The 14,139-nt window shown below is 48.8% G+C and carries 15 protein-coding genes and 1 rRNA gene; 2 read left to right on the top strand and 14 right to left on the bottom strand.

Translation table 11 applies throughout. From position 1 onward, the window contains the following. The 6 genes from CKW00_RS09740 to CKW00_RS09765 form a co-directional block, all read right to left on the bottom strand. A 16S ribosomal RNA gene (locus CKW00_RS09740) occupies positions 1-103 on the bottom strand; the annotation flags it as partial. A gap of 317 nt (positions 104-420) precedes the next feature. Further along, complete coding sequence (locus CKW00_RS09745) at positions 421-1,017, bottom strand: KinB-signaling pathway activation protein (RefSeq protein WP_095822416.1); 597 nt, start codon at positions 1,015-1,017, stop codon at positions 421-423. Between the two features lie 163 nt (positions 1,018-1,180). Then, a complete protein-coding gene (locus CKW00_RS09750) occupies positions 1,181-2,236 on the bottom strand; it encodes an Mrp/NBP35 family ATP-binding protein (RefSeq protein ID WP_095822417.1) in 1,056 nt (351 codons plus the stop codon). Between the two features lie 100 nt (positions 2,237-2,336). Then, the gene (locus CKW00_RS09755; protein ID WP_095822418.1) at positions 2,337-3,479 is read right to left on the bottom strand and encodes an MFS transporter; all 1,143 of its coding nucleotides are present in this window, start codon (positions 3,477-3,479) and stop codon (positions 2,337-2,339) included. A gap of 16 nt (positions 3,480-3,495) precedes the next feature. Continuing rightward, positions 3,496-4,893: a hypothetical protein gene (locus CKW00_RS09760; protein WP_095822419.1), complete on the bottom strand. Its 1,398-nt coding sequence runs from the start codon at positions 4,891-4,893 to the stop codon at positions 3,496-3,498. Positions 4,894-4,968: 75 nt separating this feature from the next. Beyond that, positions 4,969-5,802: a fumarylacetoacetate hydrolase family protein gene (locus tag CKW00_RS09765; protein WP_095822420.1), complete on the bottom strand. Its 834-nt coding sequence runs from the start codon at positions 5,800-5,802 to the stop codon at positions 4,969-4,971. Between the two features lie 215 nt (positions 5,803-6,017). On the opposite strand from CKW00_RS09765, the gene CKW00_RS09770 reads away from it, so the two are divergent. Then, positions 6,018-7,622 (top strand): S-layer homology domain-containing protein, encoded by a 1,605-nt coding sequence (locus tag CKW00_RS09770; RefSeq protein ID WP_095822421.1) that lies wholly within the window; start codon positions 6,018-6,020, stop codon positions 7,620-7,622. Between the two features lie 11 nt (positions 7,623-7,633). Further along, positions 7,634-7,879, top strand: coding sequence for a DUF3006 domain-containing protein (locus tag CKW00_RS09775; RefSeq protein ID WP_095822422.1), 246 nt, complete (start codon positions 7,634-7,636; stop codon positions 7,877-7,879). 145 nt (positions 7,880-8,024) lie between these two features. On the opposite strand, the gene CKW00_RS09780 is transcribed toward CKW00_RS09775, so the two are convergent. From CKW00_RS09780 to rplQ, 8 genes are all read right to left on the bottom strand, one after another. Beyond that, complete coding sequence (locus tag CKW00_RS09780; protein ID WP_095822423.1) at positions 8,025-9,053, bottom strand: alpha/beta hydrolase; 1,029 nt, start codon at positions 9,051-9,053, stop codon at positions 8,025-8,027. 321 nt (positions 9,054-9,374) lie between these two features. Next, positions 9,375-9,767: a 30S ribosomal protein S9 gene (rpsI, locus tag CKW00_RS09785; protein ID WP_008592590.1), complete on the bottom strand. Its 393-nt coding sequence runs from the start codon at positions 9,765-9,767 to the stop codon at positions 9,375-9,377. A 31-nt stretch (positions 9,768-9,798) separates the two neighbouring features. Continuing rightward, positions 9,799-10,236, bottom strand: coding sequence for a 50S ribosomal protein L13 (gene rplM, locus CKW00_RS09790; protein WP_095822424.1), 438 nt, complete (start codon positions 10,234-10,236; stop codon positions 9,799-9,801). A 181-nt stretch (positions 10,237-10,417) separates the two neighbouring features. Beyond that, on the bottom strand, positions 10,418-11,158 hold the full coding sequence (truA, locus tag CKW00_RS09795) for a tRNA pseudouridine(38-40) synthase TruA (protein ID WP_095822425.1): 741 nt from the start codon (positions 11,156-11,158) through the stop codon (positions 10,418-10,420). A gap of 6 nt (positions 11,159-11,164) precedes the next feature. Continuing rightward, a complete protein-coding gene (locus tag CKW00_RS09800) occupies positions 11,165-11,962 on the bottom strand; it encodes an energy-coupling factor transporter transmembrane component T family protein (protein ID WP_095822426.1) in 798 nt (265 codons plus the stop codon). After that, the gene (locus tag CKW00_RS09805) at positions 11,955-12,827 is read right to left on the bottom strand and encodes an energy-coupling factor ABC transporter ATP-binding protein (protein WP_095822427.1); all 873 of its coding nucleotides are present in this window, start codon (positions 12,825-12,827) and stop codon (positions 11,955-11,957) included. The genes CKW00_RS09800 and CKW00_RS09805 overlap by 8 nt, the downstream gene beginning before the upstream one ends. Further along, a complete protein-coding gene (locus CKW00_RS09810) occupies positions 12,803-13,639 on the bottom strand; it encodes an energy-coupling factor ABC transporter ATP-binding protein (RefSeq protein ID WP_095822428.1) in 837 nt (278 codons plus the stop codon). The genes CKW00_RS09805 and CKW00_RS09810 overlap by 25 nt, the downstream gene beginning before the upstream one ends. A 127-nt stretch (positions 13,640-13,766) precedes the next feature. Next, positions 13,767-14,123, bottom strand: coding sequence for a 50S ribosomal protein L17 (gene rplQ / locus CKW00_RS09815; RefSeq protein WP_008592578.1), 357 nt, complete (start codon positions 14,121-14,123; stop codon positions 13,767-13,769). Positions 14,124-14,139: the final 16 nt, after the last annotated feature.

The following is a 14,139-nucleotide window of genomic DNA, read 5'->3' on the forward strand; positions in this document are numbered from 1 at the left end:
AGCGTCCGCCCCGAAGGGCTTCAGCTCGCTTCCCGCGCTCGACTTGCATGTATTAGGCACGCCGCCAGCGTTCGTCCTGAGCCAGGATCAAACTCTCCATAAAAGAGATTGATTAGCTCAATCATAATTCGTTCAAAAAATTGACGCATGGCATAAAACATTGTTCAGTTTTCAAAGATCGATGTCTTTTTTGCGACAAAACCTAATATATCAGCCTGACTTGATGAAGTCAACACTTTTTTTAGATTCAGTCGTTTTTCTGTTGTGTTGCCTTCGTCTTTCCCGACAACGTTTAATAATATAGCACAGTTCCATTTCGAAACGCAATACCTTTGTAATATTTTTTGTTAATTTCTTCTCTCCATCCTTCGGTGGAAGTCTTTAATTCCGGCAAGGATGAGAAAAACCGCAAAGGAGACGTTACGCCTCTTTTGCGGTTCCGACCAGGCGATGCAGCAACAGAAGCTGATAAGAGTTACATACAAAAAGCCCGATAATCATCAGCCATGTATAGGCACTGTCATCAAGATAAAGTCCCGGCAGCCACTCCACCGTCGTAATGACTGTCATAAAAAACATTGCCGGAAGGAAAGCTGTTTTATTCGTTTCATATACTTTCCTTTTTGCTACCAGGTAGGACGCCACGAGGAGACCGGCCGCCGTAGCGAGATATCCCCAGATGTTCCCGTCATCCGAAGCCAGATAACGGAAATATACAAGGTCGAACAGAGTGAAAATAATTAAAAACGCCTGCAGCGGCCGCCAGAACCCGCGAAACATACCGGTAGCAAACTGATTGATCATTAAGTATGCGAAAAAACCCATTTGACTGATTACACTGAATATCAGACCGTACCCGAGGAAAAAGATGAGCACACCGAACAGTTCCCCTATCTGAAGTGGATCCAGTGCTTCCATATAAGCATCCGCCCGAAAAAAGAAGCTGGCTATCAGGACTACTGTACCTCCGAGCGCCAGCGTCGTCATAAACATCCGAACCCATTTGCGAGAATTCACATTGCTGCCCCCTAAACTGTTGTTTCATACCTTCAAATATTCTATCACGAAGCGGAAGATTTTTGGTTACTCGCACAAAATGTTCAAAATTACGATCCTTCTTTCATAAAAAGAAAGCGTAAAGCCGGAAGACACTCCCGGCTTTACGCTTTGAACTGTATCTTTAATCTTCGTAGCTGTCTATAACTTTAGCAGCAATGTTCCGGTAGATGACCCCGGTCGGGTGATCTTCCTGATAAACGGAAGGTGCAAAGATGTCCTCTTCTTCGTACGGCTGCTGCAGCGGAATGTGGCCAAGAACGCCCGTTTTGAGCTGTTCGGCAAGCTTCACGCCGCCCCCGCGACCGAAGACGAACTCTTTGTTCCCGGTCTCCTTACTTTCGAAATACGCCATGTTTTCGATGATTCCAAGAATTTCATGCTCGGTCTGGATCGCCATCTGACCGGCACGCGCTGCGACGAAGGCAGCTGTCGGGTGAGGCGTCGTTACAATTATTTCTTTTGAAGTAGGAAGCATGGAGTGCACATCCAGTGCCACGTCTCCGGTTCCCGGCGGCAGGTCGAGAAGGAGATAGTCGAGATCGCCCCACTCCACTTCCTTGAAGAAACTTGTAAGCATTTTACCGAGCATCGGGCCACGCCAGATAATAGGAGAGTTATCTTCCACGAAGAAGCCCATGGATACGAGCTTCACATCAAAGCGTTCCACCGGAATGATCTTCTCCCCGCGTACGACCGGACGTTTTTCCACACCCATCATGTCCGGTACACTGAAGCCGTAGATGTCCGCATCGATGATACCGACTTTTTTGCCGAGACGGGCCAGCGCAACAGCCAGGTTCACTGTCACCGTAGATTTACCTACGCCGCCCTTCCCGCTTGCGATCGTAAGAAACTTAGTCCCTGTCTGACCGAGAAGGTTCGCTTCCTTTTCCTGTTCTGCTGCAGGCTGAAACTTCTCAAGCGTCTCTTCCGGGAGCTGATCGAAACGAAGACCGACCGTCGCCGCTCCCTCACTCTTGATTTTATTGACGATACTTTGCTGCAGTTCCATCTGTTCAGCGGTGTTCGTCTTGGCGATAAGAAGTTTTACACTGACGTGTTCCTTCTCTTCCTTCACCTTGATTTCCTGTATCCCTTCTGTTTCCTTGAACGTTTTATGTAAAAACGGATCCTCGATGGATTCCAGAATTTCTCTTATTCTTTCCTCTGTTACCAAGTCGTTCACCATCCTTTTATAATCACTAGTCGTAGTATAACATATGTGAAACGCTTTCTAAGTAATTTGCTTATATCTTCCGGGGCTTTCTTTCAAAAAATCAGAAAGAGCGGCGGGAAGCCTTCCCGCTTACTACCAGCGCCGCTCCGACTGCAATCATGAAACCGCCGGTTATCAGAAATGGTACTCCGGTCCATCTCTCCAGTATCCCTGCTCCGGAAGATCCGGCCACTACTCCGAGCGAGAAGAAGGCGTAAAAGATCCCGTACGCTTTTCCTCTTTCCGAATCTTCGGAAGAACGGGCGATCATCTCGTTCATCGACGGAAAAAGAAAGGCGAAGCCGACACCGTACATAATCATCAGCACAACGGTCCAGACGGCACTGCCGGTAAACGAAAGAACGACCAGCGCCACTCCGATGATGCCGAGACCTCCCGCTGCCAGAAGAAGCGGGGAATACACCCGGTAGATCCGATTCAGGGGAGTTATAAAAATAACGAGAGCCGTAATTCCGAAAACACTTAAGAACACCCCGGCGAGAGAAGAAGGAAAACCGAAACTCTCCACTTGAAACGGAAGCGCAAAAGCGAGCGTCCCGTTACTTACCATAAGAGCGAAAGCGGCGCCTGAGGCCTGCCATAACGTTTTATTTTTCAGAAGTGCTCCGAATCCTTCCCGGGCACTGCTTTCTTTTTTCTCTTCGGGCAGGGTTACGGGAACGAACTTCCAGCCGAGGAAAAAAGCGATCAGAAAAAGTGCCGCCACAAAAAGGAACACGTAGTAGATTTCCGAACGGGCTGCTACAATCCCTCCGATTGCCGGGCCTGCAATGGCGGCAATTCCGATAGCCGCCCCCGTGTAAGCCATCGAAGCCTCTCCGTTTCTCCTCCGGGTAAGGTCCCCCACTATGGCAAAAGATGCCGGGATGAGAATCCCTCCGAACAGGCCGTGAACGAAGCGAAGAGCAAGCAGCTGCCCGTCTGTCGTCACGAGCGGATAGCCGAGAAGAAGGAAGAATACGAAAAACATCGCAAACAGAAGTACTCTCTTCCGCCCGAGACGATCCACGCCGTATCCTCCGATAATATTCCCGAACATGTTGGAGAAGGAGTAGATCCCTACAATCAGACCGGCCATCACTTCTCCGGCTCCAAGCTCCACAGCGAAAGGGGAGATGATCGGCAGCTGTACGAATGTATCCATGAATGTAACGATAATGATGAAATACAGGATTTTTGTCATGATGTTTCCTCCAGAACTATGTTACGAAATAGGCGGCACTCTGCACGTAAACTTGAGCCGCGGCATAAAAGACGAGAGAAAATTTCCAGTTGTAAACGATACTGTTCCGGAATGAATTGATGCCGTTCGATCCGCTCAAAGCAATAGCCGGCAGGATGATCGGAGACAGGATAATGGAAATTACACTCCCTGTAGTGACAGATAGAACAATCAGCTCAGGCGGATAAGGTAGATCGATACTGGTCAGAATACCGGCCACCAGTACCATTACCGTCAGAGGACCGAGCCCCGTAAACCCGAGGAATACTACAATAAACGGTAACAGGCTCAGGAAGTTCATGACCGGCACCTGTCCCTCCACCACTTCAAGAAGAGCTACGGCATTTTCGGCAAAACCCGTCTGATTCAAAGAATAAATGAGGGTACCGACACTGAGCATAATGCTGAGCTGATACCCTTTTCCGGGCGTATCTTCCACTACGAACCTTTTCACTTCCTGCCAGAGCTTTCCACTTTTCCGTTTCACTACATAATAAAGCAGACTCCATATTATGATGACAAGTGGAATGGTAACCATCAGATCGGTCGCAAATATAGCGTGAAGAAGGAAAATCGGTCCAAAAAGAGAAGCGAAAAGAACGAGGAACTCGAAAGTCCTCTCCCTGCTTCCTTCCATCTTTTGATGAAGAACTTCGCTCAATTCCTCCTGCACCCCTGCTGTCATCGAAATTCCGGATTTCTTTTCTTCACGTTTCGAAAAGAGAAAGGCGATGCCGGTACCGACCATGGCAATAAAGAAACCCTGAAGCATCGCAAGCCATAAGTTAGCCTCCATCGTCTCCACAGCAAAAATGAAGCTCGGGATACTGATCACCCAAAGGGTGGAAAGCCCGAAGCCGCGCAGAAGGGCGGTACTCTTAAACCGCTCCCAGCCTTCCCCGCTTCTGTTTTTCAGGAAATCACTCACGAATTCATAAAGCATCGGGATGACGCCGAACAGGAGGAAATGGGCGATCACCTGGGTAAAAAACGTCAGACCGATATACAGTTTCCCCGCGGAATCGATCATCCTCGGGACGGACTGGAGGATTGCGGATAAATAATCCTCTTCCCTGAGGACGATACTTATGAAAGGTATGATGATCAGGAGACCTATGATTCCGCGCATCGTCAGAAACCCCTCCTCCATACTTTCCATTATCGTATGGTCGGAAGCGACAGTGATGACGAGCGAAGTGATGAACAGAAGCAGCGGGAGTTTGAAGCGCCCGATGCCGTACTGGAGGAATGCGAATAGAAACAGTCCGCCCCCGGTCACGGCCAATAGCGGCAGCAGAGAGGACTGCGGGTTAAAATAAGTATAAAAATGTAAAACAGCATATAAAATTACGGTAAGACGTAATCCCCAGGCCATCGTCCTCTCCTCCTTTCCTTTGATCCGGTTCATGCATAACAAAAAGAAAAGCTGACGACTGTAGCACCCGTCAACTTATCCTCTCTTCATCGTATTTACCAGCGTCCCGAGTCCTTCGATCGATACTTCAACCTCGTCCCCGTCCTCAAGCCATCGTTTATCATCCAGTTCCATGATGACTCCCTCAGGCGTACCGGTAAGAATAACGTCCCCCGGCTGAAGCGTCATGTAGGTGGAAATGTAGCTGATCAGCGTAGCACAGTCGAAAATGAGATCGGAAGTGTTCGAATCCTGACGAAGTTCCCCGTTCATCCGACACTGAATCTGAAGATGGTCGGGATCTCCCGCTTCATCGGCGGTAGTGAGATATGGACCGATCGGGCAGAAGCCGTCCGGCGATTTACCGACAAGCCACTGCTTCGTCCGGAACTGCAGGTCCCGGGCAGACAGGTCGTTCGCCGGGGCGTAGCCCGCTACGTAATCGAACGCCTCTTCTTTGCTGACGTGTTTCGCCTGCTTCCCGATAACGATAGCGAGCTCCGCTTCATAATCCATTTCTTTTGCGTCGGCAGGAATCACCACAGCCGTGTGGGAACCTGTCAGGGCATTCGCGAACTTATTGAACAGAAGCGGATAGGCGGGTGCTTCCATTCCGGAGCGTTCCGCATGTTTCTCGTAGTTCAGTCCGCTGCAGATGATCTTCTCCGGACGATCCACGCAGGGGCCCAGTGTCGTTTCGCTGATAAGTGGAGCCTCTGTGGCGTATGTATGTACGGCTTCCTTATCCCGGTCAAGCCAGATGAGAAGTTCGGGTACGGTGCTCACTTTACCCGAGAAGTCACGCACTCCTTCATCGGTGTACACTCCCGGTGACCATGTATCTCTGTTCCAGAAAGTTACGATTTTCAACGGCTGCCCCTCCTTTTGCATTCTCCATCCTATCTTACCATAAAAGAGAAACATGAGCGGAACAGGACGCTCTCCGCTTCACAGGCAGAATTTGATTTTTGACACGTTACATACATAAGAAATTGAAAATTACGCAGTAAATTATATCTATCTCTAACAAATCCCTCCTAATTTACCTTATAATCGAGATAAACGAAAAGGAGGATGTTAAGCAAATGAAGAAAATCTTACCTAAGCTTTTTTTACTTGCTGTGCTGTTTTCACTTAACGCCCCCGCCGTAAATGCCGGTTCGTTCAGTGATATCGACGGGGTCGGCTGGGCCAAAGAAGAAATCCGGTACCTTTCGGGGGAAGGGGTCATCAACGGCTATCCCGGCAACGTATTTAAACCGGGGGAAAAGATAACGAGAGCCGACGTCGCTGTCATGCTTGTACGTGAGCTTTATCCGGAGGCGACTCCTCAATCCGCCCCTCCCTTTACAGATTTAAGCAACCATAGGTACTACTACGACGAAGTGGCGATAGCTTACGAAAAGAACATCCTGGAAGGATACAATAATAAAGTTCGCCCTGAGGACAACATAAGCAGAGCGGAGGCCTCCGTCATGGTCGATCGCGCCTACAGTATCGACAGGAATGGAGAAAGAGGCGGCATAAACGACGCCAAAGAAGTCTCCTGGGCCACGGAGAGCATACTGGATCTGTATACTCAGAACATTATAAACGGGTTTCCGGACGGCACTTTTAAACCCCGCAACGATATTACACGGGCACAATTTGCGAAAGTTCTTTCCGCTACCATAAATCCTGACTTCCGTACCCTTGATGATTTCAAAGCACATTTCATCGACGTGGGGCAGGGAGATAGTATTCTGCTGGAATCCCCGTCCGGAAAGAATATGCTGATAGACGGCGGCAGAAAATCAGCCGGGGAAGAAGTGGTGAACTACTTAGCTGCAGAAGGCATTACTACTATAGACTTACTTGTCGCTACGCACCCGGACGCCGACCATATCGGCGGTCTGATCGACGTTCTGAAGCAGGTGAACGTGAAGAAAGTTCTGGACAGCGGAAAGACCCACACGACGGATACGTACATGGAATACCTGAGCGTTATCGACCAGAAAAATATTCCGTTCCAGGAAGCGAAAGAAGGCGCCATGCCGAAATTCGATGACGTGCTCGATATTCAGGTGCTGAACGCCAAAGACGGCTCTGGCGACAATAACGAGTCTTCTATCGTCCTGAAAGCTTCTCACGGAAGTATCGATTATATGCTCGCCGGAGATGCTTCCACGGACATAGAACAGGAAATGATCGGTCAATACGACGTGGAGGCAGAGATTCTTAAGCTCGGCCACCACGGAGCATCCACTTCCACATCCCGGGCGTGGGCCGAGGCGGTCGATGCCGAGGTCGGTGTTCTGTCCTACGGCCCGAACCACTATGGCCATCCGGATGAAACCGTAGTGAATCATATGCGTAATTTCGGAGCCGAACTTTACTCCACGTGTGACACCGGAACGATTACGGTAACGACGGACGGACAGAGTTTCGATGTGAACAGCTCTCCTTTCAACGGGACGGACAATTGTGGAACGGACGGAAACCAGAACGACGGTAGCACAGACACGGTCAACGTTAATACCGCCGATGCTGAAACACTTCAATCGATTGACGGAATAGGCCCTTCCATTGCCGGGTATATCATCGACTACCGCAACGCCAACGGTCCTTTTCAAAGTATTGGGGAACTGGACAACGTAAAATATATAGGAGCGGCCACGCTTAATAAAATGAAGCCTTACATCACTTTATAGGAGCTGACACAATGAACAAGTACACCATCGACCGCTTCGAAGGAAACATAGCCGTCCTGTTGAAGAAAGGTAAGGAAACGGTGGAAAAAGATGTGCCCGTAAGTTCTTTCACCGGAGAAGTGGAGGAAGGGGACATTGTCGAGGAAATCACCTCGGGAAACAAAAACACCTATCGACCTTTGAGAGAAGAAACGAAAAGCCGTCGGCAGGAGGCGGAAGATTTGCTGAGCAGGATTAAAAATAAGAACAGCCAATAAACAAAGAGCAACTCCTCTTTTTCAAATCACTTTATACCCCCTTTCCCGACGCTGTTTGGGAAAGGGGGTATTGTTTGTTAGACAACCCGCTTCTATTTGCCATGACTCTCAGCTATAGTTGTGTCTGTGCATTTGAAAATCGTGATCAGGGACCGTCGTAATGATCAAGCCACTCGGCAATCATTTTGTGGGCAGTATTCTTTGTTACGACATCAAAATGGGAAACATCCGGTAAAAGGCTCACCTTTGTTTTCGGTGAATACTCGTTGAATAACGGTTGGAATGCCTCCGGTTTGGAGATGTGATCATCGGTACCAATCATGACAAAAGATGGTTCCTCCAAACTCGCAATATCTTTTCCGTAATCATTGCGGGCGTGCATGGAAATTTGCAAAGCATAGTTATAGCGCAATGTTTCCGTACCATCCCTGACGGCCTCAGGCATATTGAATGAAATAACATCTTTGTGATTTAGTACCGTAATACCAAACGTATTTAAGATACTCAAGCCGATCATACGCGGCATATTAACGTTGCTCCACTCACTGTCCGGGCGATAGGTCGGTGCCGTGTGGTGGATGAAGGGGGATAGCATCAGATAGCCATCGACCGGCTCATTCTCACCTCCGGCATACCGGATGACTGTTCCTCCACCGCTTGAGTGACCACCTAATAAAAGAGGACCTTCCTGCTGGCTCCGGATATACTTTACGAAGTCATTGATATCGTCTTCAAGCTGACCGATATAGTCTGCCTCCCCTCTGTTTTCCGTCTGTGGCCCGTGCCCACGGAAGTCGGGAGTATAGACGTTTGCAACATCGTTTTCGGATAAGTGACTGGCCAGTGGTTGAAGATAGCTGCTGTGGTAGGCGGATCCGTGCAGGAGGATAATCGTTTTATCGGTCTCTGCCCCGTAATAGCGGTAGGACAACTTTTCCCCGTCCCGTGCCGTATATTGCTGCAGGGAGGGCAGTTTGTTTTCGTTTGTTTGAAGCGTATCAAAACTTAGATCACCGTCGTCTCCGTTCGGAACGTCCGTCTTGCTGAACAGTACCATACTAAACACCACAATTAAAAAAATGACTGCCGAAATGCCGAAGGAAAAACCGATTCGTCTGAAAATCCTTTTTTTGCGTCGGGACTTTGACCTTTTTGCTCCAGGTTGCGAAGTCATTAGTATTCTCCTAATGTTCGTTTTATCGTTCTTCGCTGACAGCCTTTTCCAAAGTAATCATTCCACCATACGGTCCAATGCTGTTTAACTACAGTATATCAATCATTACGCAAATTTGTCAGGGGCTCTCAGCTGGATTCCCGATCGAATGCCGGTAACTATTTACACCGGCGGACATATGAAGCGAAGAGGAAACACAGATGAAATATCCCAGGAGAAGATAAATTTTAGCGACAGGTAATATGTTCTGTATTTTGACGCAAAAAAGCCCTCCCTGCTCGATAAGAGCAAAGAGGGCAAACCCTTGATATATAAGGTTTCTTAACGCTTGGAGAACTGTGGTGCACGACGTGCTTTCTTAAGACCGTATTTCTTACGCTCTTTCATACGTGCATCACGAGTAAGGAATCCAGCGCGTTTCAGTGGAGTACGGTATTCAGGGTCCGCTTCGAGAAGCGCACGTGCTACACCGTGACGGATCGCACCTGCCTGACCTGTAAATCCACCGCCGTCAACGTTTGCGTAAACGTCGTAGTTTCCTTGTGTTTCTGTAACGACAAGAGGCTGGTTCAAAATCTTACGAAGAGTTTCCAATGGGAAATAGTCCTGTGCATCAGTTTTATTTACGATTACCTGGCCGGTACCTGGGACTAGACGTACGCGAGCTGTAGACTTCTTACGACGTCCCGTGCCGGAGTATTGTACTTGTGCCACTCTTAATTACCTCCTTTATTATTAGCTGTGATTAGCCGCGAAGTTCGTAAACTTCTGGTTGTTGTGCTTCGTGCTTATGATCTTCACCTGCATAAACATGAAGTTTTTTGCTCATCTTACGTCCGAGACTTCCTTTTGGAAGCATGCCTTTGATGGATTTCTCCAGCATACGCTCAGGGAATTTCTCGCGCATTTCGTTAGCGGAACGGACTTTCAAACCACCTGGGTGATTGGAGTGACGGTAATATTTCTTATCCTGCCACTTGTTTCCTGAAAGTTCGATTTTCTCTGCATTAATAATAATTACGTGATCGCCAGTGTCAACGTGTGGAGTGTATGTCGCTTTGTGCTTTCCGCGAAGGATGGAAGCAACTTCAGTAGATAGACGACCAAGTGTCTGTCCAGCTGCATCCACAACATACCATTTGCGTTCCACGTTTGCTTCATTAGCCATGAATGTTGTACGCATGTCGGGTTCCCTCCTGATTTTTCATTAGATTTTTACTCTGATTCGATTTATATTTCAATACGATTAGTTTCCGGGGCTAATCGTGGTATAGAAATTAAATGCCACAAGATATCATATAACATTTTCATACCAAATGTCAATAGGCACACCAGGATTCGTTGCTTTTTTTCCGGAAAGAATATCAGTAGCTCACTTCCCACAAAAACAGGCCGTGACCGGGGGTCGTGAAACCTGCGAGCCTGCGGTTGTGTTCCACAAGAGCCCGGGGTATCGTATCGATTTCTTTTTTCCCTTCCCCGATCTCAAGCAGTGTACCCATCATAATCCGGACCATATTGTACAAAAAGCCGTTCCCTCTTACGATGAACTCCAGCTCTTCCCCTATTACATTCAATTCTGCCCGGGACACCGTACGGATTTTGTTTCCTTTCAGCGTAGTCTTCGCCGAGCAGAAAGCGGTGAAATCGTGGGTGCCGACAAACTGTTTGACGGCTTCCTGCATTTTTTCCATATCAAGATTCCGGGGGTGATGATAGACCGTTCTCCTTCGGAACACGTCCCGGGAACGGACCGGTCTTACATAATAACGATACTCTTTCTCTTTGACGTCGAACTGGGCGTGGAAACTTTCTTCCACGTATTCTGCCTGCTTGACATAAATATCAGAAGGAAGCAGGGTCTCAAGCGCCCTAACCCAGCGATTCTCAGGCACTGCAAGAGAAGTATCGAAATGGAAGACCTGACCTTTGGCATGGACGCCGGCATCCGTACGCCCGGAAGCGATGATGCGCACGTGTTCTCCTTTATGCATAGTCCGGAGCGCCTTCTCCAGTTCTTCCTGCACCGTTTTTCCGTTGGGCTGGATCTGAAAGCCCGAATAGCCGGTGCCGTCGTATTCCACTGTACATTTTACCCGTTTCATTACATTTCACACCCTCGTTCCTATCGTGGCCGCCATAACGAGACAGAAGAAGAAAAACACGATGTAATCTTTTTTCCGGAAAAGCAGGGCCCGGATTTTCGTCCGGCCCTCCCCGCCCTGATACCCTCTTGCTTCCATCGCCATCGCGAGCTCTTCGGCACGCTTGAATGCACTGACAAACAGAGGGATGAGGAGCGGGATGACGGCGCTCATCCTGTCTTTCAGACTCCCGGTACGGAAGTCCACACCCCGGGAAGCCTGGGCTTTTGATATCTTCTCCGCTTCCTGCATAAGTGTCGGAATAAAACGCAGGGAGATCGACATCATCAGTGCCAGTTCGTGGACAGGGAAGCGCAGTTTCTTCAACGGATGAAGCAGATACTCGATAGCATCCGTAATTTCTATCGGAGACGTCGTCAACGTCAGTAACGACGTGAACAGAATAAGCAGGAAAAAACGCAAGGACAGCGTCCCGCCCTGGATCAGTGACTCTTCATAAAACGGAAAGCCGAGCACCGAGAATAGTATATCCCCCTGCCTTGAGACAAACAGGTGCAGGAGGAAAGTGAAAACGATCAGAAACCATACGGGCTTCAGGCCTTTCACAATAAACGACAGAGGGACTCTCGTGGCAAGAGCCGTCCCTATGGCGAAGGCGGTGAGAATACTGTAGCTCCACACGGAATTAGCAAAGAATACGATAATGACGAAAAAGAAAATAACGAGAATTTTCGTCCTCGGATCCAATCGATGAATGAGAGAAGTACCCGGGACATACTGCCCGATGATCATCGAATTATTCATAATCGTCTCTCCTTCCCAGCCGGGATGTGAGTTCCTTTGCTAATTCAGCAAGGGGCTGTTTGTTGTATTCGATCGAAACACCGAACTCTTTCTCAATCTTCTCCAGGAACTCGAGCACTTCCGGTACATCGAGCTGCACCTGCCGCAGTTCTTCTTTTCTTTTGAACACATCGAGCGGTGCTCCCTGCATGTATTTCCTGCCCTCATTCAAAATGACGACCTCGTCGGCATACGTCAGGGCATCCTCCATACTGTGAGTCACAAGTACGGTGGTAAGTTCCTCACTCTCATGGAGAGAATAGAACATATCCATCATTTCTTTCTGACCCCTCGGATCAAGACCCGCCGTAGGCTCGTCCAGAACGAGCACTTTCGGCTTCATGGCGAGCACGCCCGCGATGGCCACTCTTCTCATCTGTCCGCCGCTTAAATCAAACGGCGACTTCTCTTTCATATCTTCCGGAAGCTGCACGGCTTCAAGAGCCTTGTCCACCCGCTCCCTGATTTCTTCCTCATCCACACCGAAATTCTTCGGCCCGAAAGCGATATCTTTCTCCACCGTTTCTTCAAACAGTTGGTGTTCCGGATACTGAAAAACGATGCCGGTTTTTTCGCGCAGACTGCGTAAATTTTTATTCTTCTTCCCGGCTTCGATGACGAAATCTCCGACCTTCACACTTCCGGAAGTCGGCTGCAACAGCGCATTAATGTGCTGGATAAGCGTAGATTTCCCCGATCCGGTATGCCCGATGATTGCAGTATACGAGCCCGAAGGCACATGAAGGGAGAGATTTTCGAGCGCTCTGAATTCAAACGGCGTCCCCGGGCTGTATGTATATGTTACTTCGTTGAATGTAAGTTCCATAGCTCCTCCACCATCTCCTCATGATTTAGCGGTTCCTTCCGAAAAGAAACGCCGTATTGTTTCATCTCCTCCGTCAGCTTTGCTACAAACGGCACATCAAGGCCGATGGAGGAAAGGGAGTCTTTATGGGCAAACACTTCCCGCGGGGTGCCTTCAAACCACACTTCCCCTTTGTTCATTACGATTACCCTGTCCGCTGCCACAATCTCCCGTAAGTCATGGGTAATGGTCACGAGAGACATATTCGATTTTTCCTGAACGTCCCGAACCGTCTTCAGTATTTCCTGACGACCTTTCGGATCGAGCATAGCTGTAGCCTCATCGAGCAGCATATAATCAGGCGCAATCGCCAGTACTCCAGCAATGGCCACACGCTGCTTCTGACCTCCGGAGAGCCGGTGAGGTTCGTGGTTTTCGTAGGTTTCCATCTGCACATCTCTCAGACTTCCGGCTACTTTCTCCACCATTTCTTCCCGTGGCACTCCCTGGTTTTCCATACCGAATGCAATATCATCCCGGACGGTCGTACCGACAAACTGGTTATCGGGGTTCTGAAAAACCATGCCCACTTTTTTTCTGATTTCCCACACAGAGTCCGGGTTCACACTCATACCGTCCACACTGACTTCCCCGTTTTCGGCAAAGAGGAGCCCATTCATCAATTTGGCAATCGTAGACTTGCCGGACCCGTTGTGACCGATAATCGCCACCCACTCGCCTTTTTCGATGAAAAAATCGACATCTTTCAACACGGGCGGGGCGTCTTCCTGGTAGCGGAACGTCACACCTTCAAATTCTATCCTGTCCTTCATTTCCTGGCCTCCTCTTTGCTATTTCCCGGGAAATAGGGTGGGAATCAACTAACTTCCTGCACAAAAAAAGGGCTGGAGTTAACCTCACGAATGAGATACCGTCCTGCCCTTTCGCTATTATCAGACTTTATACAAGTTCGATAATCGCCATTTTTGCGCCGTCACCTTTACGCGCATCAAGTTTCAATACACGAGTGTAACCGCCCTGACGGTCTGCATAACGCGGACCAACGTCAGAGAACAGCTTCTGAAGAGCAGTTTCGGCTCCTTCTTCGTCTGCATCCTGCTTGTAAAGGAACGACTCTGCCTGGCGGCGTGCATGCAAGTCGCCACGCTTACCAAGTGTAATCATTTTTTCTACAGAGGAACGAAGTTCTTTCGCTTTCGCTTCCGTTGTTTCCAGACGTTCATGGATAATCAGATCCGTTGTGAGATTGCGCATCATTGCCACACGGTGTTCTGTTTTACGACCTAGTTTTCTCATCGATAACCCTCCTTTT

Source organism: Salimicrobium humidisoli (assembly GCF_002295105.1).
Taxonomy (GTDB): Bacteria; Bacillota; Bacilli; order Bacillales; family Halobacillaceae; genus Salimicrobium; species Salimicrobium humidisoli.

What these genes read in the sequence shown, in the direction of transcription:
- CKW00_RS09755 (WP_095822418.1), bottom strand. Translation starts at nt 3,479, where the DNA reads ATGACAAAAATCCTGTATTTCATCATTATCGTTACATTCATGGATACA.
- CKW00_RS09760 (WP_095822419.1), bottom strand. Translation starts at nt 4,893, where the DNA reads ATGGCCTGGGGATTACGTCTTACCGTAATTTTATATGCTGTTTTACAT.
- CKW00_RS09770 (WP_095822421.1), top strand. Translation starts at nt 6,018, where the DNA reads ATGAAGAAAATCTTACCTAAGCTTTTTTTACTTGCTGTGCTGTTTTCA.
- CKW00_RS09775 (WP_095822422.1), top strand. Translation starts at nt 7,634, where the DNA reads ATGAACAAGTACACCATCGACCGCTTCGAAGGAAACATAGCCGTCCTG.
- CKW00_RS09780 (WP_095822423.1), bottom strand. Translation starts at nt 9,053, where the DNA reads ATGACTTCGCAACCTGGAGCAAAAAGGTCAAAGTCCCGACGCAAAAAA.
- rplM (WP_095822424.1), bottom strand. Translation starts at nt 10,236, where the DNA reads ATGCGTACAACATTCATGGCTAATGAAGCAAACGTGGAACGCAAATGG.
- truA (WP_095822425.1), bottom strand. Translation starts at nt 11,158, where the DNA reads ATGAAACGGGTAAAATGTACAGTGGAATACGACGGCACCGGCTATTCG.
- CKW00_RS09800 (WP_095822426.1), bottom strand. Translation starts at nt 11,962, where the DNA reads ATGAATAATTCGATGATCATCGGGCAGTATGTCCCGGGTACTTCTCTC.
- CKW00_RS09805 (WP_095822427.1), bottom strand. Translation starts at nt 12,827, where the DNA reads ATGGAACTTACATTCAACGAAGTAACATATACATACAGCCCGGGGACG.
- CKW00_RS09810 (WP_095822428.1), bottom strand. Translation starts at nt 13,639, where the DNA reads ATGAAGGACAGGATAGAATTTGAAGGTGTGACGTTCCGCTACCAGGAA.
- rplQ (WP_008592578.1), bottom strand. Translation starts at nt 14,123, where the DNA reads ATGAGAAAACTAGGTCGTAAAACAGAACACCGTGTGGCAATGATGCGC.